The 22652-nt window shown below is 73.3% G+C and carries 20 protein-coding genes; 10 read left to right on the forward strand and 10 right to left on the reverse strand.

The genetic code is table 11. The annotated features are described in order from the left end of the window. Positions 1-214: 214 nt before the first annotated feature. Positions 215-1678, reverse strand: coding sequence for an adenosylhomocysteinase (ahcY, locus tag RIN75_RS14195; protein ID WP_309112364.1), 1464 nt, complete (start codon positions 1676-1678; stop codon positions 215-217). A gap of 131 nt (positions 1679-1809) precedes the next feature. Here ahcY and RIN75_RS14200 point away from each other — a divergent pair, with 131 nt between their 5' ends. Together RIN75_RS14200 and RIN75_RS14205 are read left to right on the forward strand one after the other, a co-directional pair. Then, positions 1810-4206 (forward strand): hypothetical protein, encoded by a 2397-nt coding sequence (locus RIN75_RS14200; protein WP_309112365.1) that lies wholly within the window; start codon positions 1810-1812, stop codon positions 4204-4206. A 90-nt stretch (positions 4207-4296) separates the two neighbouring features. Then, positions 4297-4980 (forward strand): Crp/Fnr family transcriptional regulator, encoded by a 684-nt coding sequence (locus tag RIN75_RS14205; protein ID WP_309112366.1) that lies wholly within the window; start codon positions 4297-4299, stop codon positions 4978-4980. A 56-nt stretch (positions 4981-5036) separates the two neighbouring features. On the opposite strand, the gene RIN75_RS14210 is transcribed toward RIN75_RS14205, so the two are convergent. Further along, the gene (locus RIN75_RS14210) at positions 5037-6299 is read right to left on the reverse strand and encodes a glutamate mutase L (RefSeq protein ID WP_309112367.1); all 1263 of its coding nucleotides are present in this window, start codon (positions 6297-6299) and stop codon (positions 5037-5039) included. 80 nt (positions 6300-6379) lie between these two features. Here RIN75_RS14210 and RIN75_RS14215 point away from each other — a divergent pair, with 80 nt between their 5' ends. The 3 genes from RIN75_RS14215 (at position 6380) to RIN75_RS14225 (ending at position 9057) form a co-directional block, all read left to right on the forward strand. After that, positions 6380-7903 (forward strand): amino acid permease, encoded by a 1524-nt coding sequence (locus RIN75_RS14215; protein ID WP_309112368.1) that lies wholly within the window; start codon positions 6380-6382, stop codon positions 7901-7903. Positions 7904-7914: 11 nt separating this feature from the next. Then, on the forward strand, positions 7915-8337 hold the full coding sequence (locus RIN75_RS14220; RefSeq protein WP_309112369.1) for a hypothetical protein: 423 nt from the start codon (positions 7915-7917) through the stop codon (positions 8335-8337). Positions 8338-8487: 150 nt separating this feature from the next. Then, positions 8488-9057 carry a hypothetical protein gene (locus RIN75_RS14225; RefSeq protein ID WP_309112370.1) on the forward strand — a complete coding sequence of 190 codons (570 nt, stop codon included), beginning with the start codon at positions 8488-8490 and terminating at the stop codon, positions 9055-9057. Here the strand turns inward: RIN75_RS14225 and RIN75_RS14230 are convergent. The 6 genes from RIN75_RS14230 to RIN75_RS14255 form a co-directional block, all read right to left on the reverse strand. Then, the gene (locus RIN75_RS14230) at positions 9015-9935 is read right to left on the reverse strand and encodes a cation diffusion facilitator family transporter (RefSeq protein WP_309112371.1); all 921 of its coding nucleotides are present in this window, start codon (positions 9933-9935) and stop codon (positions 9015-9017) included. The two genes, RIN75_RS14225 and RIN75_RS14230, sit on opposite strands and share 43 nt — an antisense overlap. 57 nt (positions 9936-9992) lie before the next feature. Next, entirely contained in the window at positions 9993-11201 is a 1209-nt protein-coding gene (gene manA / locus RIN75_RS14235; protein ID WP_309112372.1) for a mannose-6-phosphate isomerase, class I, read from the reverse strand. A 12-nt stretch (positions 11202-11213) separates the two neighbouring features. After that, on the reverse strand, positions 11214-12290 hold the full coding sequence (locus tag RIN75_RS14240) for an SIS domain-containing protein (RefSeq protein WP_309112373.1): 1077 nt from the start codon (positions 12288-12290) through the stop codon (positions 11214-11216). Between the two features lie 4 nt (positions 12291-12294). Next, on the reverse strand, positions 12295-12492 hold the full coding sequence (locus tag RIN75_RS14245; RefSeq protein ID WP_309112512.1) for a Trm112 family protein: 198 nt from the start codon (positions 12490-12492) through the stop codon (positions 12295-12297). Between the two features lie 5 nt (positions 12493-12497). Further along, positions 12498-13850, reverse strand: a complete 1353-nt coding sequence (locus tag RIN75_RS14250; protein WP_309112374.1) for a phosphomannomutase/phosphoglucomutase — start codon at positions 13848-13850, stop codon at positions 12498-12500. Between the two features lie 79 nt (positions 13851-13929). Continuing rightward, on the reverse strand, positions 13930-14289 hold the full coding sequence (locus tag RIN75_RS14255) for a DUF3499 domain-containing protein (protein WP_121225427.1): 360 nt from the start codon (positions 14287-14289) through the stop codon (positions 13930-13932). 250 nt (positions 14290-14539) lie between these two features. Here RIN75_RS14255 and RIN75_RS14260 point away from each other — a divergent pair, with 250 nt between their 5' ends. Continuing rightward, the gene (locus tag RIN75_RS14260; protein WP_309112375.1) at positions 14540-14986 is read left to right on the forward strand and encodes a metallopeptidase family protein; all 447 of its coding nucleotides are present in this window, start codon (positions 14540-14542) and stop codon (positions 14984-14986) included. Positions 14987-14993: 7 nt separating this feature from the next. On the opposite strand, the gene RIN75_RS14265 is transcribed toward RIN75_RS14260, so the two are convergent. Together RIN75_RS14265 and RIN75_RS14270 are read right to left on the reverse strand one after the other, a co-directional pair. Beyond that, positions 14994-18260 (reverse strand): glycosyltransferase, encoded by a 3267-nt coding sequence (locus RIN75_RS14265; RefSeq protein WP_309112376.1) that lies wholly within the window; start codon positions 18258-18260, stop codon positions 14994-14996. 65 nt (positions 18261-18325) lie between these two features. Then, positions 18326-18634, reverse strand: a complete 309-nt coding sequence (locus RIN75_RS14270; protein ID WP_309112377.1) for a WhiB family transcriptional regulator — start codon at positions 18632-18634, stop codon at positions 18326-18328. Positions 18635-18908: 274 nt separating this feature from the next. Here RIN75_RS14270 and RIN75_RS14275 point away from each other — a divergent pair, with 274 nt between their 5' ends. From RIN75_RS14275 to RIN75_RS14290, 4 genes are all read left to right on the forward strand, one after another. After that, a complete protein-coding gene (locus RIN75_RS14275) occupies positions 18909-19676 on the forward strand; it encodes a site-2 protease family protein (protein ID WP_309112378.1) in 768 nt (255 codons plus the stop codon). A gap of 63 nt (positions 19677-19739) precedes the next feature. Continuing rightward, positions 19740-20705 carry a 2-phospho-L-lactate transferase gene (gene cofD, locus RIN75_RS14280; RefSeq protein ID WP_309112379.1) on the forward strand — a complete coding sequence of 322 codons (966 nt, stop codon included), beginning with the start codon at positions 19740-19742 and terminating at the stop codon, positions 20703-20705. After that, positions 20698-22032 carry a coenzyme F420-0:L-glutamate ligase gene (locus tag RIN75_RS14285; protein ID WP_309112380.1) on the forward strand — a complete coding sequence of 445 codons (1335 nt, stop codon included), beginning with the start codon at positions 20698-20700 and terminating at the stop codon, positions 22030-22032. Before cofD ends, RIN75_RS14285 begins: the two co-directional genes overlap by 8 nt. Then, positions 22029-22640, forward strand: a complete 612-nt coding sequence (locus RIN75_RS14290) for an NUDIX hydrolase (RefSeq protein ID WP_309112381.1) — start codon at positions 22029-22031, stop codon at positions 22638-22640. The genes RIN75_RS14285 and RIN75_RS14290 overlap by 4 nt, the downstream gene beginning before the upstream one ends. Positions 22641-22652: the final 12 nt, after the last annotated feature.

The following is a 22652-nucleotide window of genomic DNA, read 5'->3' on the forward strand; positions in this document are numbered from 1 at the left end:
CGCGGGAAATGATTTCGGCGTTACGGATCATGGGGCGTGAACGCGGAACGGCCCGGAGCCGAGGCTCCGGGCCGTGGGCATACCTTGCGAGGCCGCCGTCGGCTTCTCGCGCCGCCTTTCCCGACGATCACGCTCTTCGATCGGCGGGAAACGCGGCGCGATGAGCCGACCTCCCGGGCGGCCGAGCCGCGCGACGCCAGTCGCGCCATTCGACTCAGTAGCGGTAGTGCTCGGGCTTGTAGGGGCCCTCGACGTCGACGTCGATGTACTCCGCCTGGTCCTTCGTCAGCTTGGTGAGCTTGCCGCCGAGCGCCTCCAGGTGGATGCGGGCGACCTTCTCGTCGAGCTTCTTCGGGAGGCGGTAGACCTCCTTGTCGTACTCCTGGTGCTTGGTGAACAGCTCGACCTGCGCGATCACCTGGTTGGAGAACGAGTTGGACATCACGAAGCTCGGGTGGCCGGTCGCGTTGCCCAGGTTGAGCAGGCGGCCCTCGGACAGGACCAGGATGCTGTGCCCGTCCGGGAACACCCACTCGTCGACCTGCGGCTTGATGTTGATCCGCTGGATCCCGGGGTACCGCTGGAGGCCGGCCATGTCGATCTCGTTGTCGAAGTGGCCGATGTTGCCGACGATCGCCTGGTGCTTCATGCGCTCCATGTGCTCGATGCGCACGACGTCCTTGTTGCCGGTCGTGGTGATCACGATGTCGGCCTTGTCCAGAACATCCTCGAGCACCTGCACGTCGTAGCCGTCCATCGCGGCCTGAAGCGCGCAGATCGGGTCGATCTCGGTGACGATGATCCGGGCGCCCTGGCCGCGCAGGGACTCCGCCGCACCCTTGCCGACGTCGCCGTAACCGCAGATCACGGCCACCTTGCCGCCCATCAGCACGTCGGTGCCGCGGTTGATGCCGTCGATCAGGGAGTGGCGGATGCCGTAGCGGTTGTCGAACTTCGACTTGGTGACCGCGTCGTTGACGTTGATCGCCGGGAACAGCAGTTCGCCGGCCGCCGCCAGCTGGTACAGGCGCATGACGCCCGTCGTGGTCTCCTCGGTCACGCCGCGGATGCCCTCGGCGATCTTGGTCCACTTGCCGGAGTCCGCCGCCAGCGACTTGCGCAGCGTCTCCAGGACGATCTGCCACTCCTCCGGGTCGTCCTCCGAGGCCGCCGGCACGACGCCCGCCTTCTCGTACTGGACGCCCTTGTGGACCAGCAGGGTGGCGTCACCGCCGTCGTCGAGGATCATGTTCGGGCCGCCGCCGTCGGGCCAGGTCAGCATCTGCTCGGCGGTCCACCAGTACTCCTCCAGCGTCTCGCCCTTCCAGGCGAACACCGGCACGCCCTTGGGCTCCTCGACGGTGCCGTGCGGGCCCACCACGACCGCCGCGGCGGCGTGGTCCTGGGTGGAGAAGATGTTGCACGAGGCCCAGCGGACCTCGGCGCCGAGGGACACCAGCGTCTCGATGAGCACGGCGGTCTGCACGGTCATGTGCAGCGAGCCGGAGATCCGCGCCCCCTTCAGCGGGTACACCTCGGAGTACTCGCGCCGCAGCGCCATCAAACCGGGCATCTCGTGCTCGGCCAGGCGGATCTCCTTGCGGCCGAACTCAGCCTGGGAGAGGTCGGCCACGGCGAAATCGATGCCGTTGCGGGTCTGGAGCCTCTCGGCGGTCATGACGGGTTCCTCCATCTCGGGGTCGGCTGCCGACCCTACCGCCCGCCACGCCGGGGCTCCGGGTCGGCTGCGACCGGACCGGCGATGCACCACTATGGCGGGGCTGGCGAGGACGGCTCGCGGGAGGTTTCGTGCTGATTCCCGGCCCCGACACCCGGGTGGTCGAACTGCGCGTGCACGGCGTCCAGGGCACCACCCCGCAGTCCCTGGTGGACGCGGTGGCCGCGGTGGACGTCGCCGGTGACGGGCTGGGGCGGATCGTGCGCCCGGCCGACCGGCTGCGCAGACCGGCGCCGGGGCCGGTGCTCCAGGCGGGCGGGCGGCCGGTGCCGCGGGTGGTCGAGGGGTACGTGTGGGGCGGGATGACCTCCGGCGGGTGGGCGAAGGCGACGTGGGCGTTGCTGTTCCCGTTCTCGCTGGCGAACGTGGCGCACTGGATGCTGCCGCCGGTGCCCGCCGGGTCGGTGTCCGCGCACCTGCTCGGGGTCGCGCTGCGGGCGCTCTTGCGGCTCGCGGCGCTGCTGCTGACCGTGCTGCTGGTGGCGCAGGTGGCGGTGATCAGCCTGGACCTGGTGGCCGCGCAGTGCCTCGCGCCCGGGTCGACGTGCCTGTGGGGGCCGTTCGTCGACCTGCCGTGGCTGCGGTCGGTGGTCGGGATGGCGCCGATCGCGCTGGTGGTGCTCGTGCTGCACCGGGTGTCCAGTGTGGACTGGCGGATCGAGCGCAAGCACGTGCCGGCGTCCGGCCCAGTGGGGTCGAGCCTGCCCGGTGCGCACGTGGCGACGGACCCGGACGTGCCCGCGCTGCGGGTGCTGCACCTCGTGGCGGCGCTGGGGACGGCCGTGGTGGTCGGGTTGGGCGGGCCGCTGGGGCCGCTGGTCGCGCCCGGGCGGCACGGTGTGGCGCTGTGGGTGTGCTGGGGGCTGGGCGTGGCGCTGGTCGGGTTCGCCGCGCTGGCCGGGATGCTGCTGGACGACCCGACCGGCGGCGCGCCGCACCGGGGTGGCCGGTGGCTGCGGGCTGTGCTCGGACGTCGGCCGCGGCGGGTGCTGCTGGGGTGCGCGTGGGCGGTGTTCGCGGTGGCGGTGGGGTTGTTGACGCGGCTGCCGGACCGGTTGCCGGGCGCGGACCTGGCCGTTCAGGTGGTGGCGGCGCTGGTCGCGCTGGTGTGCGTGGGCCTGGGTCTGCTGCTGGTGCCGGCGGCGTTGCTGGCCCGGCGGGCCTGGCGGGACCTGCCGCGCGACCAGCGGCCGTGGGCGGGCGGGTGGATGGCCGCGCCCGTGGTGGCGGTCGCGGCGCTGCTGGGCGGCGGGTTCGGGGCGGGTCTGGCGCTGACGCTGCGGCGGCTGCTCGGGCACGGCGTGCTGCCGCGCGGGTACGACTACATCGCGCTGCTGTGGGGCTTGGCCGGGGTGGCGGGGCTGGCCGCGGTGCTGGTGATGGCGTTGACCACGGGGATGGTGCGGTGGAGCGCGCTGCGCCGGGGCGAGGAGTGGGCGCGGGAGGCGGCGCTGCTGCACTCCGGTCGGGCGCGGGACGTCGTGCGGGCGGCGCGGGCCTGGTGGTGGGCGCGGTGGCAGCAGCGGCACAGCCACCACGTGGTGCTGATCGCGGCCGGGGTGCTGGTGGCGGGCGCGGTGCCGGCGGCGGTGCTGCGGCTGCGCGAGGTCGACCCGCCGGGGTGGGCGCGGCCGTTCGCGGCGGCGGGGGTCGTGGTGCTGGCCGTGCTGGCGCTGTCGTTGCTGCGGGCGGTGTGGTTGGCGGCCCGGCGACCGGACACCGCGCGGCAACTCGGGGTGCTGGCCGACCTGGCGGCGTTCTGGCCGCGCGAGGCGCATCCGGTCGTGCCGCCCTGCTACGCGTTGAAGGTGGTGCCGGAACTGGTGTCGCGGGTGCGGGAGCACCTGGCCGACCCCGGCACGCGGGTGGTGCTGGCCGGGCACTCGCAGGGCTCGCTGCTGGCGGCGGTGGCGGCGGCCCGGCTGGTGGAGGAGCTGCCCGAGGACCAGGTGGCGCGGCTGGGCCTGGTGACCACGGGGTCGCAGTTGCAGTGGGCGTACCAGCGCGCTTTCCCGGCGGTCGTGCCGCACAGCTCGCTGGCCGCGTTGTCGGGTGGCTTGAACGGGCGGTGGCGGGCGCTGTGCCGGGGCACCGATCCGTTGGGCGGGGCGGTGACGACGTGGGGCCGGCAGGTGTTCGACGGCATGTTGCTGGGCGTGGGCTTCCTGCCGGACGGGACGACCGGCGCCCTCCCGCCCGCGCAGCGCGGCCCGACCGGGGCGTTGGTGCTCGGCGGCGACCACTGGCTGCCGGACCCGCAGCGCGGCCCGTTCCCGGGGCGGCGGTGGGCGCCGGGCGTGAACCGGCACGCCGACTACACGTCCGACCCGGAGTGGGACCGGGCGGTGGCGGTCGCGGCCGGCCTGGAGGACCTGGCCGCGCCGACCGCGGCACCCGGCCTGGTCCTGCCGGTGGCGCGCAACGCGCCCGGACCGACGTCGTCACCCGATGTCGTCCCGGGCGGGTGAGGACGGGGTTCGGCACCGCCCGGATGGAGCAGTACCGGGCCGTGCCGTCGGCCCTCTTCTCCCATGTGGAACCTCTCAGCGGGGGTGGAGATGGCTGAACAGGACTGGCCCGTCCGCACCCTCATGGACCGGCTGCGGCCGGCCACCCGGCAGGAGCTGCTGGGCATCGGCGCGCTGGTGCGCTACCCGGCGGACCGGCGCGTCATCGAGCAGGGCGCGACGGACAACCACGCCCTGCTCCTGCTCGACGGGGTGGTGAAGGTCCAGGTCACCGACGAGTCCGGGGAGACCGGCCTGCTGGGCGTGCGCGGGCGCGGCGACCTGGTCGGCGAGATGGCCGCGATGGACGGCAGACCGCGCTCGGCGACCGTCGTGACCTGCGGCGACGTCGTGGCCCGGCTGATCACGTCGAAGGAGCTGATGGCGTTCCTGCACCGGCGCACGGACATGTTCGTGGAGCTGATCACGATGCTCAACGAGCGCCTGCGCTGGGTCAACGACCGCCGCCGCGACTTCCTCGCCCGGCCGGCGGCGGAACGCGTCGCGCGCGTGCTCGCCGAACTGGTCGGCACCCACGGCACCGAGCAGGCCGGGGGCTGGGTGCTCGGCATCCCGCTGACCAAGGTCGAACTGGCCTCCATCGCCGGGATGAAGCCCCGGACGGCCGAGAAGGCGTTCAGCGACCTGCGGAAGGCGGGTGTCGTGGTGAGCCACGTCCGGCGGGACGTGCTGATCCCGGACCTCGACCGGTTGCGCCGGTTCGGCGGGATGTGACGCGCACCCAGCGGGATGTGACGCGCACGTTGTGACGTCCACCCCAGTGGGGAGGCTCACCCCAGGTTCGTGAGCAGGCGGTCGGCGGCCTCGGTGCGGCCGGTGTCGGCGAGCAGGCCCGCCGGGGCCAGGACGTAGGAGCGGTCCACCGAGATGGCGGCCGACTTGAGGATCGGGCGCAGCACGGGGTCCTCGCGCAGCGTCCGGTCCACTTCGGACAGATCGGGCGCGTGGCGGAACACGCCGCCGGACAGCACCAGGCGGCCCGCGCCCTGCGGGCCCAGTTGGCCGTCGACCAGGCGCAGGTGCCGGCGGACGGCCAGGACCGCGGCCAGGGCGGCCAGGCGGAGGTCGACGGCGGGGTCCTCGGCCAGGTAGCGGACGTCCGCGGCCCGGCGGTCGGCTTCCGTCGCCAGGACGGCGGCTTCGGCCTTGTCGATCAGCTTCTCGGTCACCGCCTCGGTCACGACACCGGGCGCGGACCAGCGCATCCCCAGGTCGCCCTCGACGGTGCGGCGGTCCGGCGGAAGCGCCACGGTGCGCTCCTTGGTGTCCACAGTGGACACTGCCGAGTAGACGTCGGTTGTGGCGCCGCCCACATCCACCACCAGCACGGCGCCCTCACTGTCCTGTGTGGCCAGCCGAGACACGCCCTTCAGGACCGCGTCCGGCGTCACAGCCCGCACCAAGCGGCGGAAGCGCGGTCCCCGGGACAGGCCCTTGCCGCCGATCACGTGCCGCAGGAAGACCTCGCGGATCGCCGACCTGGCCGGGCCGGGGGCCAACTCGCCCACGTCCGGCAGGACGTTGTCCGCCGCCACCACCGTGCGGCCGGCCAGGAGGTCCAGGGCTCGCGAGCGCGCCTCGACGTTGCCCGCCAGCACGATCGGGCAGGCCAGGCGGTTGCGGCCGATGCGGTCCGCGTTGTGCAGCAGCACCGACGTGTCGCCGCCGTCCGTGCCGCCGACCAGCAGCACCAGGTCCGGCTTCGCCGCGCGCAGCGCCCGCAGGCCGGCACCGTCCAGCAGCCCCGCCGAGACGTGCACCACGCGGGCACCCGCGGACAGCGCCACCCGGTACCCCGCCTCGGCGCTGACCAGCCGCTCCTGCCCCACCACCGCGAGCCGCAGCCCACCGCCCGCCGACGAGCAGGCCAGCACCTCGTCCGCACCGCCCAACTCGGCCGACACCGCGGCGACCCCGTCCAGCACCTCCGGCGGCGACGTCGGCCGCTGCGCGGTCCCGAGCAGGTCGCCGGTCGCCGACACCAGGGCGCCCTTGGTCCACGTCGAGCCCACGTCCAGGCAGAGCACGGTCATGTGGGGAAAGCTACCCGGTGACGGCCGGCATCCAGGCTGGTCCGCCGTCAGGACAACCCTCGACGAGGAGGAGAAGCACCGTGCCGGGGAACGGGCTTTGGCGCACCAAGTCGATCGAACAGTCGATCGCCGACACCGACGAGCCGGACACCAGGCTCCGCAAAGACCTCACCGCGTGGGACCTCACGGTGTTCGGCGTCGCCGTCGTCATCGGCGCGGGCATCTTCACGCTGACCGCCTCCACGGCGGGCAACCTCGCCGGGCCGTCGGTGTCGCTGGCGTTCGTGCTCGCCGCGGTGGCCTGCGCGCTGGCCGCGCTGTGCTACGCGGAGTTCGCGTCGACCGTGCCGGTGGCGGGCAGCGCGTACACGTTCTCGTACGCCACGTTCGGCGAGTTCATGGCGTGGATCATCGGCTGGGACCTGGTGCTGGAGTTCGCGGTCGGCGCGGCGGCGGTGGCCAAGGGGTGGTCGCTGTACCTCCAGACGGTGCTGGGGCAGCTGGGCCTGGACCTGAAGACGACCGCAGTCGTCGCCGGGTTCGAGGTCGACTGGGGCTCGCTGCTGCTGGTCACCACGCTGATCGTGCTGCTGGTCGTGGGCACCAAGCTGTCCTCGCGGGTCAGCGCCGTGATCACCGCGGTGAAGGTCGCCGTGGTGCTGCTGGTGATCGTGCTGGGCATCGGCTACGTCAAGGCCGCGAACTACAGCCCGTACATCCCGCCCGCGCAGACCGGCGGGTCCACCGCGACCGGGTTGGAGCAGTCGCTGTTCTCGCTGCTCACCGGCTTCGAGGGCAGCACGTACGGCGTGCTGGGGCTGCTCGCGGCGGCGTCGCTGGTGTTCTTCGCGTTCATCGGCTTCGACGTGGTCGCCACCACCGCCGAGGAGACGAAGAACCCGCAGAAGGCGGTGCCGCGGGGCATCCTCGGGTCGCTGGCGATCGTGACCGTGCTGTACGTGGCGGTGTCGCTGGTGATCACCGGCATGCTGCCCTACGACCGGCTGAAGACCCAGCCGGACGGGTCCCGCGCGACCCTGGCCACGGCGTTCGCGGAGAACGGCGTGGACTGGGCGGCGACGGTCATCTCGGTCGGCGCGCTGGCCGGTCTGACGACGGTCGTGATGGTGCTGATGCTGGGCCAGTCGCGAGTGCTGTTCGCGATGTCCCGCGACGGCCTGTTGCCGCGCGGCCTGGCGCGCACCGGCACGCACGGCACGCCGTACCGGATCACGGTCCTCATCGGCGTGCTGGTCGCGATCGCGGCGGGCTTCTTCCCGGCGGGCAAGCTGGAGGAGATGGTCAACGTCGGCACGCTGTTCGCGTTCGTGCTGGTGTCGGCGGGTGTCCTGGTGCTGCGCAAGACCCGCCCGGACCTGCCGCGGGGCTTCCGGGTGCCGCTGGTGCCGTTGGTGCCTATCCTGTCGATCGCCGCGTGCGTGTGGCTGATGCTGAACCTGACCGCGTTGACGTGGGTCCGGTTCCTGGCGTGGATGGCGCTGGGCGTTCTCGTGTACTTCGTCTACAGCCGGCGGCACTCGTTGCTGGGCAAGGGGCACGGGGTCACCAACGTGCCCGTGGTGAAGCCGGACGAGGTGCCGTAGCGTCGATCGACGTGACCGATCCGGTGCACAACGAGCTGTCCGGCGAGGCGACCACCGTCGTCCAGGCCGGCTCGATCACCGGGGGCGTTCACTTCGGTGTTCTTGGACGGCCCGCGCCCACCGCGCGTGGGATCGCGGAGTGGCATCCATTCGACCTGGATGTCCACCCGGCGATCACGGTGGGCGCGGGCCGTTTGCCTGATTTGCCGCCTTATGTGCGGCGTGCGCACGACGATGAGCTTGATGCGCTGTTGGCTGCTCGTCGGCCGGTGATGGTGGTGCTGACGGGTGAGTCGTCCACCGGCAAGACCCGGGCGTTGTACGAGGCGGTGCTGCGGCACTTCCCCGATTGGCCGGTGGTGTACCCGCGCACTGCCGAGGACCTGTTGGCGGTGGTGAGGGCCGGGGTCGGGCCGGTGTGGTGTTGTGGCTGAACGAGACCCAGGACCACCTGACGGGCTCGCGGAACGCCTGGCCGAAGCGGGCAACATCTTGATGCTCCGCCGGCTCGCCGCGACCGGCTCGCTCCAAGCCGTGTGAGGCTCGCCGAGCAGGAACTCGCTGCGGGCCGGGTGGCGGCGGGTGTGGCTGAAGTCGACAAGCTTCGCGTGCCGGACGTCGTTCCCTCGCGACGACTCCTGGCACTCCTGCTCGCCGCCGGCCAGGAGGACCGCGCACGCACCCTCGCGTCCCAGTCGGGAGCCGGTGTCGAACGGCTGGCAACGGCCCTGGTCGACGTCGACCGGCGGGCGGAGGCGATCGACCTGCTGCGCCACCACCTCGACGGCCTGGGGCGGGAAGCGGCCTGGGAGGAGTTCAACCTGTACATGCTGCTCGCCGACCTGCTCGTCGACGCCGGTCGCGGAGCCGAGGCGCTCGCGCTGTGCCGGTCGTCCGAGTACTGGCCGGAGAGGTGGGTGGCCACGCGACTGGCTCGCGCGGGCAACCTCGCCAGGCTGCGGGCGATGGCCGACGTCGGGCTCATACCCGCCCAAAGGGAACTGGCCGCGCTCCTCGCGGAACGCGGCCAGTTCGCCGAACTCGAAGACCGGACCCGCCGAGGCGACGAGTACGCCGCAAAGCAGCTCGTCGTCCTCGGCCGCACGGACCTCTACGAAGTCGCCAGCGACCGGTCCAGGTCCGGCTCCAAGTAGATCAACCGGGCCGCCGGGACCTTGTTCCGCACCCGCTGCTCCGCCGAGTCGATGGCCTCCGCCACCTCCGCCACCGTCAAGCCCGGGTTCAGCGCGATCTTCGCCGCCACCAGCAGCTCGTCCGGCCCGATGTACTGCGTCCGGATGTGGATGACGCGCTGGACCTTGCCCGCCGCCAGCTCGTCCACGATCACGTCCAGCTCCGCCGGAGCCGCACCCTCGCCGATGAGCAGCGACTTCATCTCCACGATCAGGATGATCGCGATCACGCCCAGCAGCACGCCGATGCAGATGGTGCCCACGGCGTCCCACACCGGGTCGCCGGTGATCATCGACAGCCCCACGCCGAACAGCGCCAGCACCAGGCCGACCAGCGCGCCCAAGTCCTCCAGGAGCACCACGGGCAGCTCGGGGACCTTCGACTGGCGGATGAACTGCCACCACGTCGCGTCGCCCTTGATGAGCTTCGACTCCACGATCGCCGTGCGGAAGCTGTAGGTCTCCAGGCCGATCGCGACCACCAGGATGCCCACCGCGACCCACGGCGACGACAGCGGCTCGTGGGCCTCCAGCTTGTGGATGCCCTCGTACAGCGCGAACACCGAGCCGAGGCTGAACAGCAGCAGCGCCACGACGAACGAGTAGAAGTACCGGTCCCGACCGAAGCCGAACGGGTGGTTCAGCGTGGCCTTGCGCTGGGACGTCTTCTGCCCCAGCAGCAACAGGCCCTGGTTCGACGTGTCGGCCACCGAGTGCACCGCCTCGGCGAGCATCGACGACGACCCGGTGATCAGGAAGCCGACGAACTTGGCCAACGCGATCCCGGCGTTGGCCACCAACGCGGCGATGATCGCCCTGGTACCGCCTCCTGCTGACACGGTTGCTCCCTCACCCAAAACGTCCGGTTTGCCGCTGTCGACCCTAGTGCCGAGACCTTAGTCGCTGCCTGCGGTTGCCCGGAAAAGCCGGGTGGGCGCGTCGGCCGTGACGACCACCGCGGGGTCCGCCGCGGGCACCCACACCGACTGGCCGCGCGAGACCTCCAGGACCTGGCCGCCGCAGTCCAGCTTCGCGCGTCCCTGCGTCACCAGCAGGATCTGCGGACCGTGGTGGTTGACCCGGGTCTCGCCGCCGGCGGCCAGCTCCAGGCGGGACAGCTCGAACTCGGGGCTGGGCGTCCGGTACGTCCACACGCCGGGCTGGGTCTCCTCGCCCGCCAGCACCGCCATGTCGCCGCACGTGAAGTCCAGCACCCGCATCAGCTCGGGCACGTCCACGTGCTTGGGCGTCAGGCCGCAGCGCAGCACGTTGTCCGAGTTGGCCAGGATCTCCACGCCGGTGCCGTGCAGGTAGGCGTGCAGGTTGCCGGCTGGCAGGTGGATCGCCTCGCCGGGCTTGAGCACCAGCCGGTTGAGCAGCATCGCGGCCAGCACGCCCGCGTCACCGGGGTACGCCTCGCCCAGCTCCAGGATGGTGCGGCACTCCAGGTCGAACTCGCCGCGCTCCTTCACGTGCAGCACGCACGCGTCCAGCACCTGCGGCAGCAGGGCGTCCAGCGCCGGCTGCGGCAGGGTGATGAGCGTGGTGAACAGGGCGCGCAGGCCGTCCTCGTCCGGCTGCGCGGCCAGCAGCTCGGTGTACGGGGTCAGGTCGGGCGCCTCCAGCGACCGCAGCAGCGCCACCGTCCGCTCCGGCGCCCGGAACCCGGCCAGCGCGTGGAACTCGGTCAGCGCGCAGATCAGCTCCGGCTTGGCCGACGGGTCCTTGTAGTTGCGCACCGACGACTCGATCGGCACGCCGCTCTTCTCCTCCAGCGCGAACCCCAGCGCGGCCTGCTCGGCCGACGGGTGCGCCTGCAGGCTCAGCGGTTCGTCGGCGGCCAGCACCTTGAGCAGGAACGGCAGCCGGCTGCCCCACCGCTCGGCACAGCGCGGCCCGAGTTGGGCGTCCGGCTCCTCGGCGAGCAGGTCGAGCAGCGAGCGCTCGCCGTCGGGCCGCAGCACCCGGGACGGGTCGCCGGGGTGGGCTCCCATCCACAGCTCGGCCTCCGGGTGCGGCGCGGGCACCTCCCTCCCGAGCAGCTCGGCGATGGCGGTACGCGAACCCCACGCGTACGCCCGCACCGCGTTGTGCAGCAGTTCCACAGCGAAATCCCCTCACACGGCCGGCGCGTACAGCCCCGGGCCACCCAGCGTCCCCGCCGCGAGCCCCAGGTACAGCGCGGCCAGTTCGAACCGCAGGGCGAGCAGCGCGGAGCACACCGCGTCGCCGCCGGTCACTTCCTCGGCCGGTTCGAGCACGTCGGCTCCCGGCAAGGTGTCCTGCGCGGAGCGCCGCGCGACCTCGGCCGCCCGGCCCTGGCGCACGGCCAGCAGCAGCACCCGCACCAGGCCGTCGGACTCGTCCTCCGGGTCGGCGAAGATGTCCGCGCCGGAGGTGCCGTGCACGGCCCGGCGGTGCAGCACCGACCTGGTCAGCGCCTGCGGGTAGCCCGCCACGTCGCTCACCAGGCCCGCGTAGCAGGCCAGCACGCCCGCCCCGTGCGCCGCGACGGCCGTCGCCGGCTCGTCCAGCCCCCACAGCAGCGGGGTGCGGTCGGCGACGCGCAGCGCGAGCGTCTTGGCCGGGTTGACGAACGACTCGTGCATCGGGTGGTCGCGTTCGGCCTCCCGGTCCAACTCGTCGGCCACCAATTCGATGTCGACGTCGAGCAGCTTGAGCGCGTTGAGCGCCACCACCCACGCGGCGAACGCCCGCGCGAACCCGAAGCCCTGCGGCACCGGCACGCGGGGCGGGATGAGCAGCGCGTGACCCGCCGCCGACGCGGCCACCGGGCCGTCCGGCTCGGCGGTCAGCAGCACCCGCGCGCCCCGCCTCCCCGCCCGGTCGACGGCCTCGGCCAGCACCACGTCACCGGGGTCCTCGGTGTGCGCGAGGACCACGTCCAGCGCGCCCACCCAGGTCGGGACGTCCTCGGCGACCACGACCGGCACCGGGCACGCGGGCCCGAGCAGCGCGGTCACCAGCTTCGCCACGGCGGCCGCGACACCCGGCCGGGTCACCAGCACCAGGGCGCGCGGGCGTTCGGCGAACACCCGCCGCACACCCAGCTCCTCCGCCGCCTCGGCGGTGGCCCGGACCTGCGCGCCCGCCCGCGCGGCGGCGCGGAGCAGACCGCTCGTGTCGACGTCGGCGAGCCGGGCCTGGTCGTCGAGGAGGCTGTCGTCGAGCACCCGATCACCCCGCCGACGGCTCGACAGCCTCGTCGAGCAGCAGCACCGGGATGCCGTCCCGGACCGGGAAGGACCGGCCGCACGACGTGCAGGTCAGGAAGTCGGCCTGCGGGTCGTCGGCGGTGCCCGGCTTGAGCGGCGCGTGGTCCGGGCCCGGACAGGCCAGGATCTCCAGCAGCTGGGGGTCGAGTTGGACGGCCACGGCTGTCATCCCCTCACGATCGCCAGGACCTCGTCGCGCAGCGCGGCGACGGAGGCCGCGTCGGCGGCTTCGACGTTGAGCCGCAGCAGCGGCTCGGTGTTGGAGGCCCGCAGGTTGAACCACGAGCCGTCGGGCAGGCCGACCGTGAGACCGTCCAGCTCGTCCAGCGTGACGCCCTCACGCGCGCCGAACTCCGCCTTGATGGCTGCCAGCCTGCCCGCCTGGTCGGCCACCGTCGAGTTGATCTCGCCGGAGGCCGCGTAGCGCTCGTAGTCGGCGGTCAGCGCGGACAGCGGGCCGTCCTGCTCGCCGAGCGCGGCCAGCACGTGCAGGGCGGCCAGCATGCCGGTGTCGGCGCGCCAGAAGTCGCGGAAGTAGTAGTGGGCGGAGTGCTCGCCGCCGAAGATCGCGCCGGTGCGGGCCATCTCCTCCTTGATGAAGGAGTGGCCGACGCGGGTGCGGACGGGCGTGCCGCCGTGCTCGCGCACGATCTCGGGGACCGCGTGCGAGGTGATCAGGTTGTGGATGATCGTGCCGCCCGGGTCCTTGGCCAGCTCGCGCACCGCGACCAGGGCGGTGATGGCGCTCGGGGACACCGGCTCGCCGCGCTCGTCCACCACGAAGCAGCGGTCGGCGTCGCCGTCGAACGCGACACCCGCGTCCGCGCCCTCCTCCTTCACCCGGGCCTGGAGGTCCACGATGTTCTTCGGGTCCAGTGGGTTGGCCTCGTGGTTGGGGAAGCTGCCGTCCAGCTCGAAGTACATCGGGACGACCTCGATGGGCAGGCCCTCGAAGACCTTGGGGACGGTGTGGCCGCCCATGCCGTTGCCCGCGTCCACGACGATCTTCAACGGCCGGGAGCCGGAGAGGTCGACCAGTTCGTGCAGGTAGGCGGCGTACTCGGTGAGCATGTCCCGCTCGGACAGGGTGCCCGGGGTCACGCCCTCGGCGTCCGCGACGCCCTGCTCCACGTCGGCGCGGATCTGCGCGAGCCCGGAGTCCTGGCCGACCGGCGCGGCGCCCGCGCGGCACAGCTTGATGCCGTTGTACTGGGCCGGGTTGTGGCTGGCGGTGAACATCGCGCCGGGCAGGTCGAGCTTGCCGGAGGCGAAGTACAGCATGTCCGTGCTGGCCAGGCCGATGCTGATGACGTCGACGCCCTGGGCGGTGACGCCCTCGGCGAAGGCGGCGGCCAGCCCCGGCGAGGACTCGCGCATGTCGTGGCCGATGACCACGGCCGGTCCGCCGACCAGCCGCGCGAAGGCCGCGCCGAACTCGCGGACGACGTCCGCGTCCAGCTGTTCGCCTACGACACCGCGGATGTCGTAGGCCTTGACGATGCCGGACAGATCGCGCACAGCCACACTCCCGGTTCGGCTCTTGACGTGGGCGTGCCGAAGCCTACCGGCGCTGACGTCAGAGCTGTGTCGGGTCCGTTCAGTCTTCGTTAGGATCGGGCAGAACCCGCAGGTGACCTCGCCGGATCGTGCCCGCGGGCACCTCCGGGGCCTCCACCGGCCGATCCGCCCGGCCCGCTTCGCGCACGGCCTCGGCGAGCGCCGTCAGGTCGTCCACGGTGGGTTCGGGTGCCACGAACTGCCCCTGGTGCCGGACGACCTCCCAGCCGCGCGGCGCGGTGAGGCGCAGGGCGTGTTCTTCGCAGAGGTCGTAGCTGTGCGGCTCGGAGTAGGTGGCTAGGGGTCCGACGACCGCCGTGGAGTCCGCGTAGGCGTACGTGAGCGTGGCGACTGCCGGGTTCGCGCACCCGGTTCGCGAGCACCGTCTCACGCTCCGCACGGCGGGGACGATATCGCGTCCGGGCGCAGGTGTGTTGGATTGCCCTCAGCGCGTCGGTGGACTTGGCCAAGTCGGTGTTGGATGGCGCCGCCTTCGGCGTCGCGCTGAGGTCGCCCGAAAGTCGGCCCATCACCCGGCCTCCACCCCGGTCAAAGGGCATGACCGGGCTGGAGACCGGACGACAGACCGACGCGACCTCAGGTCGAGGGCGGCCCCCTCGGTCGGGGGAACTAACCTGTACGCCGTGGTGATGGCCAGGGGATCCCGACGTCAAGGCCCGTCGAGGCGGCGCAGGCGCGACCGCCACGGACGGGGCCTGCGCGGCCCGCTGTACCCGGCCACGCTGCCCGCGGCCCGCAGCCGTGCGGAACGCTTCGACGCCTTGGTCCTGGAGGCCCTGGAGCCCATCGAGGCCCGCTGGCGCACGGAGCTGACCCAGCTGGACGTGGCGGTGGACGACGTCCCGGACGTCCAGGCCTCGTCGGACGACGGCGACGTGGTCGAGGACGGCAACGTCCCCCTGGCCCGCCTCCTCCCGGCCGGCACGGACCGCCGCGCCCGCATCGTCCTCTACCGGCGGCCGTTGGAGGCCCGCGCCAAGGACGGCGCGGACCTGGCCGACCTGGTCCACGACGTGCTGGTCGAGCAGGTCGCGAACTACCTGGGCCTCGACCCGGACGTGATCGACGGCGAGTAGCCGGGGGTCACGCCCGGCGGCGGGACGGGATCGCGGTCAGGGCGGTGAACAAGGCTGCGGCGGCCTGTACCAGCAACAACAGTTCCCGCAGGGTGCTGGACGCCTCGACCCGCACCTCGGACGCGGTCGCCGGCACCGGCACCCCCACCAGGTGGCCCCAGGCCCGCACCACAGCCACCGGCCGCCCGTCCACGGTCGCCGACCACCCCGGCTCCTCGTCCGCCGCGACCACCAGCAACCGCCCCTCCGGCCCCTCCGACACCCGCACCCCCACCTCCGGCGGAGCCGACTCGACGGGAGCGATCCCCGGCACGCCCAGCGAGTCCGGCGGCGTCCCACCCGTCCGGGCGCGCCGAGCCAGCTCCGGGGACAGCAGCACGGCGTTCCCCGCCGCCAACTGGACCCGGTACACCGGCCGCCCGTCGGACATCGGCGGCGCGACCGCGACCAGGTCACCCACCGCGTCCCGCAGCCGTTGCCCCGACGCCCGGTCCTCCGTCACCACGAACGCCACGCCCGACGCCGCCGCGTGGGCCAACGCCGCCCGAGCCGCCCGCGGCTCCCCGCCGACCAGGTCCCGGTGCCACCGGTCCAGCCGGGACGCCGCCCCGGGCACCGGCACGATGTCGTCGTCGCCGAACGCGGGCATCCGCCCGGCCACCTGCCGCGTGGGCGTCCCGAGCACCAGCACCGACCGACCGGTCCGGGGCAGTTCCTGCGCCACGGTCGACGGCAGCCGGGCCGCCGACGCGGTCAACGGACCGGTCCGCATCCCGAGGAACCCGCAGCACGCCAGCGCCGCCACCGCGACCACCCCGGCCAGCGCGAAGACCCGTTCGAAGGCCAACGGCCGGGCATCGCGCCGACAGGCCGCCAGCACCACCCACAGCAACCCCCACGACGCGACCACCAGCGGCGCACCGGTCCAGCCCCGCTCCGCCGACCCGCCCCCGATCGGCGACACCTCGACCGTCCGCAGCACGATCACCGACAGCCCGGCCCCGACGACCACCACCAGCCCGGGCACCATCGCCCGCGAGAACCGCGACACCATGGCGACCAGCGCGAACAGCACCACCAGCCCACCGACGAACGGCAGCGCCCCCGGCCCACCCGGCCGCAACGCCAGCAGATCCCACACCGCGACCGGCTCGGACGGCATGAACGCGCCCACCCCGTGCAGCACGATCGACGGGTCCCGCAGGACCACCGCCGGCCACGGCATCAGCAACGCCATCGGCAGCAGCACCACGATGAACAGCCCGGCCACCCGCCGCCGCCCGTCGCCGACCCGCCCCGGCAGCGCGACGAACCCGACGAGCGCCCCCACCGCCACCAAGGCGTGCACAAGAGGCGAAAAAGCACCGACCACGGCCAGCCCCAGCGCGGTCCCCGACGCCACCGGCAGCCACGACGTCCCCGAGCCGCCCCGCAGCACCGCCAGCACCCCGGCGAACACCGCCGGCAGCAGCACGTGGACCACGACGACGTCCAGCCGTCCCTGGCTCACCGCCGACGTCGCCGCCGGGGCCAGCGCGTACGCCGCCGCCACCACCGCCCGCACCGGCCGCCGCACGGGCAGCCGGCGCGTCGCCACGTAGGCCGACAGCCCGGCGAGCGGCGCGTTGCCGATCAACAGCAGCGCCACCGCGACCGCCGGACCGCCGACCAGCACGCCCAACGTCCCCAGCACCGCCAGGGCCGCCGGCGCGGGAGCCGACGTGCCGCCCGCCACCGGGTGCCACGCCGCCAGGTACTCCGACCACACCTCGGCCAGCGACGGCACCGGCAGCAGCCGCCCACCGGACAGGTCCAACCCGATCCGCGACGCGTTCGCCAAGACGCCGAAGACGACCAGGCCGAGCACCAGCACCAGCGGCGGACCCAGCACGAGCGACCACAGCATCCGCGCCCGGTCGACCTCGACGAACACCACGGACCCGCCGCGCGGCACCGGCGACGGCCGCGGGCGCGGCGACGGGCGCAACGAGCCCCGCACCGGCGCCTCCACCGGCACCGTCGTCGCCGGCCGGCGCAACCCGCCGGTCACCCGCACCGGCCGCCGCCGCGACAGCACACCCGCGGGCAGCGCGGACGGGCCGACCACCCGACGCTCCACTTCGGACGGTGGCGACCACGCGACCGGCCGGACATCGTCCTCCGGCAACCGCCCCAGCGCCGCGTCGGCCTCGACCCGCCGCCGGATCAGGTACGCCGACGCACCCCGAACCGCGTTGCGCAGCCTCGTGATCCGCGTCGTGAACAGCCCGCGCACCACGCCCTTGTCGGGTCGTGCCGCACGGGCCGCGCGCAACCCGGCGCGTCCACCCAGGACGTACCCGACCGCGCCCAACTCCCCGCGCGCATCGGAAAACCGCCGCACCACAAGGAAACCCAGCGCGCGCAGCAACCCCAGCACCGCGAGCCTCGGCACGCCCCACAGGAACGCCAAGCCACCGCAGTTGACCAGGAACGTCCGCAGGCCGTGCGCCCGGTCGACGCCGCGCAGCAACGGCCCCGGCCGGGCCACGGCCGCGTCGAGCTTGCGCATCCCCCGCGAGACCGCCCGCACGTGCCGCATCCGCGCGACCGGGACCGACAGCACGAGGTGCCCGGCGCGGTTGGCGCGCCAGCCGAAGTCGATGTCGTCGCGCAGCAGCGGCAGCTCCCGGTCGTAGCCGCCCAGCGACTCCCACGCCGTGCGCCGGATCAGCGAGCCCGCGGACGGCACCGCCAGCGCCTCCGTGCTCTGCTGGAACGACCCGGCGAACTCCACGCCGCCGATGCCGGTCTGCCGGTGCCCGGACGAGTCGGTGGACAGCCCCGCCTCGACCACCAGCCGCGGGTCGGCCCAGTCCAGGCTCAACGGGCCCAGCACCGCCGCGGACGGCGACACCTCGGCCGCGGTCAGCAGCAGGGACAGGCAGTCCGGGTCGGGCGCGCAGTCGTCGTGCAGCAGCCACAGCCAGGCGCCCGGGTCGCCCCACCGCTCCACCGCGTGGTCGACGGCCGCGTGCACCGCCTCGGCGAACCCGGTGCCGCGGGGCAGGGTCAAGATCCCGTCTATCACCCGATCGGGACCAACCGCGGCCTCGGCGAGGATCTTCGGCGTGCGGTCGAGGGACCCGGTGTCGACGGCGATCACGTGCCGCGGCCGGGGGCGCTGCCGGCGCAGCGCGGACAAGGCCGTGCCCAGCCACTGGTCGCCGTCGTGGCACACCAGCACGGCGAGCACGGGCGCGGTGCGCAGCCGTGGAGTGGCGCCGCTCGTCAAGTGCCGCTCCCGTCCGTCCGACTACCCGTGGGACGACACGGTAGGCCAGGGCACCGCGCGGACGATCACACGGCGCGCTTTTTGAGCTTCCTCCGCTCCCGCTCGGACAACCCGCCCCAGATCCCGAAGCGCTCGTCGTGCTGCAGCGCGTACTCCAGGCACTCGGAGCGCACCTCGCAGCCCAGGCAGATCCGCTTGGCCTCGCGCGTCGAGCCGCCCTTCTCCGGGAAGAACGCCTCCGGGTCGGTCTGCGCGCACAGGGCGCGCTCCTGCCAGTCCTGCTCGTCGGTCGCGTCGAAGAGTTCCGTGAACACCACCGACTCCCGCGCCGGCGCGTCCCCGTCCACGTCACGACCCCCGTCGAATTCCCGCATACCGTCCGCCTCCTCGCCTTCCGCTCTCCCCGGTTGGCGGACACCACTCGCCGTCCCCACAACGACGAATGACACCGATGTGATTACACCTGTGTCACAACACCCGGTCAAGCCGAGTCCACAGGAAGGGGGATATTCGATCGATCGGCGGGAATAACCTTGACTCGCAGCACAGACGGTGATTCGCGCGGCACGCGGAGCGACCAGGACGCCCCGATCGGCCGAACCCAGCCTGCCTTGTCGACCACCGGTGGGGGAAGGCCACACTGGTGGGGTGAAGCGATCAGCGGTGCGACCCAGTCCACTGTTCCTCGGCCTGCTCGCGATCACGGTGGCAGGCGCCGTGCTGACCTTGTTCGGCAACCCCGAATCCCCGATCGACGACCCCCTGGTGATCGCCGGCACCGTGCTGTTCGTGCTCGGCGGCTGGGCGGTTTCCCTGTGCCTGCACGAGTTCGGGCACGCGGTCGTCGCCTACCGCGGCGGCGACTACGCGGTGAAATCGCGCGGTTACCTGACGCTGGACATCCGGCACTACACCGATCCGATCATGTCGCTGGTGCTGCCGCTGGTGCTGCTGGCGTTCGGCGGCATCCCGCTGCCCGGCGGCGCGGTGTGGATCAACCACCACGCCCTGCGCAACAAGCGGGTCGAGTCGCTGGTGTCGCTGGCGGGACCGGTGAGCAACCTGGTGCTGGGCGCGTTGCTGAGCCTGGCGGTGCTGCTGTTCCAGCCGCCACCCGGGCTCTCCGCCGCGCTGTCGTACCTGGCGCTGCTGCAGATCTTGGCGTTCGTGCTGAACATCCTGCCGGTGCCGGGCCTGGACGGGTGGGGCGTGATCGAGCCGTGGATGTCCTACCAGGCGCAGCAGTTCGGGGCGAAGGCCCGGCCGTGGGCGCCGCTGGTGCTGTTCGCGGTGCTGCTGGCGTTCCCGGCGATCGCGGCGATCTTCTTCGACCTGTCCTACACGGTGTTCGGGCTGGTCGGCGGCGAGCCGCTGTGGGCCGGGCTCGGTCAGGGCGCGTTCATGTTCTGGCGCTGACTCGCCCCGGTAGTTCAGCGCTGAGTGCGGGCCGTTGTGGCCCCGGTGGGAGGATGGCGTCCCGTGAAGGTCGTCGTACTGGTGGGAGGGGTGGGCGGGGCTCGGTTCCTCGTCGGCCTCAAGTCGTTGTTGGGTGCCCCTGAGCACGAGGTCACCGCGGTGGTGAACACCGGTGACGACGTGTGGATGCACGGGTTGCGGATCACCCCCGACCTGGACACCTGCATGTACACCCTGGGGGGTGGGATCGACGTCGAGCGCGGCTGGGGTCGCGCGGACGAGTCCTGGACGGTCAAGGAGGAGCTGGCGAAGTACGGCGCGGAGCCGACGTGGTTCGGCCTCGGCGACCGGGACATCGCCACGCACCTGGTGCGCACCCGGATGCTCCGCGCGGGTTACCCCCTGTCGGCCGTGGTGGAGGCGCTGTGCCACCGCTGGCAGCCGGGTGTGCGGCTGCTGCCGATGTCCGACGACCGGGTCGAGACCCACGTGGTCGTGTCGGAGGGCGACGAGACCCGGGCGATCCACTTCCAGGAGTGGTGGGTGCGGCACCGGGCGTCGCTGCCGGCGCAGTCGTTCGCGTCGGTCGGCGCGGAGACCGCGACCGCCGCGCCCGGCGTGGTGGACGCGATCCTGGAGGCGGACGCGGTGCTGCTGGCGCCGTCCAACCCGGTGGTGAGCGTCGGGACGATCCTGGCCGTGCCGGGCATCCGGGACGCGCTGCGCAAGACCGAGGCCGGCGTGGTGGGCCTGTCCCCGATCATCGGCGGCAAGCCGCTGCGCGGGATGGCGGACGCGTGCCTGACCGCGATCGGCGTGGAGACGTCGGCGGAGGCGGTGGGCCGGCTCTACGGGTCGCGCAAGACCACCGAGGGCGGCGTGCTGGACGGGTGGCTGGTGCACACCGGCGACCGGTGCGACGTGCCCGGTGTGGCGGTGCGCGCGGTGCCGCTGCTGATGTCCGATGTGGACGCCACCGCGGCGATGGCCCGCGCGGCGCTGGAACTGGCCGGTGTGTCCGTTGGCTGACCACGCTTCCGCCGGGGCCGTGACGATCCTGCCGGTGCCCGGGTTGCCGGAGTTCCGCCCCGGCGACGACCTGGCGGGCGCCATCGCGTCCGCCGCGCCCTGGCTGGAGTCCGGGGACGTGGTCGTGGTGACCAGCAAGGTGCTGTCCAAAGTGGAGGGTCGGCTGGTGTCCGTGCCGACCGACCCCGAGCAGCGGGACGCGGTGCGCCGGTCGTACGTCGAGGCGGAGGCGGTGCGCGTGCTCGCCCGCCGCGGGCGGACGCTGATCACCGAGAACAAGCTCGGCGTGGTGCAGGCGGCCTCCGGGGTCGACGCGTCGAACGTGGCCGGCGACGAGATCGCGTTGCTGCCGGTGGACCCGGACGGGTCGGCGTCGGCGCTGCGGGCGGCGCTGAACAAGGGGTTGGGCGTCGAGGTGGCGGTCGTGGTGACCGACACCATGGGCCGGGCGTGGCGGGTCGGGCAGACCGACTCGGCGATCGGCGCGTCCGGGCTGGCGGTGCTGCACCGGTACGCGGGGTCGGTGGACGCCCAGGGCAACGAGCTGGTGGTGACCGAGGTGGCGCTGGCCGACGAAGTCGCCGCCGCGGCGGACCTGGTGAAGGGCAAGCTCGGCGCGGTGCCGGTGGCCGTGGTCCGGGGCCTGGCGCCGGTGGACGACGGGTCGTCCGCGCGGGACCTGGTGCGGCCGATCGAGGACGACATGTTCCGGCTGGGCGTCGACGAGGCGGTGGCGCAGGGGCGGGCCGAGGCGGTGCTGGTGCGCCGGTCCGTGCGGTCGTTCACGGCCGACCCGGTGGACGCGTCCGTGCTGCGCAGGGCGGTGGGCGCGGCCCTGACCGCTCCCGCGCCGCACCACACGCGCCCGGTGCGGTTCGTGCACCTGCGGGCTCGTCGGGTGGCCCTGCTGGACGCCATGCTGGCGCGCTGGCAGGCCGACCTGCGGGCCGACGGGTGGTCCGAGGAGCGCATCGCCAAGCGGGTGGCGCGCGGCGACTTCCTGCGCGACGCGCCGGAGATCGTGCTGCCGTTCCTGGTGGCCGAGGGCGCGCACAGCTACCCGGACCCGGCGCGGACGGCGGCGGAGCACACCATGTTCACCATCGCGGGAGGCGCGGCCGTGCAGGGCCTGCTGGTGGCGCTGGCGGCCGAGGGCCTGGGCTCGTGCTGGGTGTCGTCGACGATCTTCTGCCCCGAGGTGGTCCGGGACGTGCTGGACCTGCCGGACACGTGGGAGCCGCTGGGCGCGGTGGCGGTGGGCCACCCGGTCGAGCCGTTGACCCCGCGCCCGCCGCGCGGTGTCGAGGAAGGGTTCGTGGAGCTGTGAGCCTGCACGCGGACGCGGTGGACGTGTTGACGGCGTGGCGGCCCGTTCAGCGGGAGCAGGAGGCCCTGCGCCAGGCGTACCTGGGCTTCCTGGCGGCCCGCCCGGACGGGTGCGAGCGGTCGTGCGAGCCGGGGCACATCACCGCGTCCGCGCTGGTGGTCGACGCGGCCGGTGAGCGCACGCTGTTGACGCTGCACCCGCGGGTGGGCCGGTGGTTGCAGTTGGGCGGGCACTGCGAGCCGTCCGACGAGACGCTGGCCGGGGCGGCGCTGCGGGAGGCCACGGAGGAGAGCGGCATCGAGGGCCTGACCATCGACCCGACGCCGATCCACTTGGACGTGCACCCGATCACGTGCTCGCTGGGTGTTCCCACCAGGCACTTCGACGTGCGGTTCCTGGTGCGCGCGCCGATCGACGCCGCTCCGGTTCGCAGCGAAGAGTCCGTCGACCTCCAGTGGTGGCCGCTGGACGCGATGCCGTCGAACGTCGACGACCTGCATCCGATGGTTGCTGCTGCTGTGTCGCGGGGCGCCGCCTCCGGCGTCGCGGGCGAGGCCGCCGGGAAGTCGGCTCGTCGCGCCGCGTTCCCCGCCGATCGACAAGCGTGATCGTCGGGGAAC

This window comes from Saccharothrix sp. (assembly GCF_031180885.1).
Classification (GTDB): domain Bacteria; phylum Actinomycetota; class Actinomycetes; order Mycobacteriales; family Pseudonocardiaceae; genus Actinosynnema.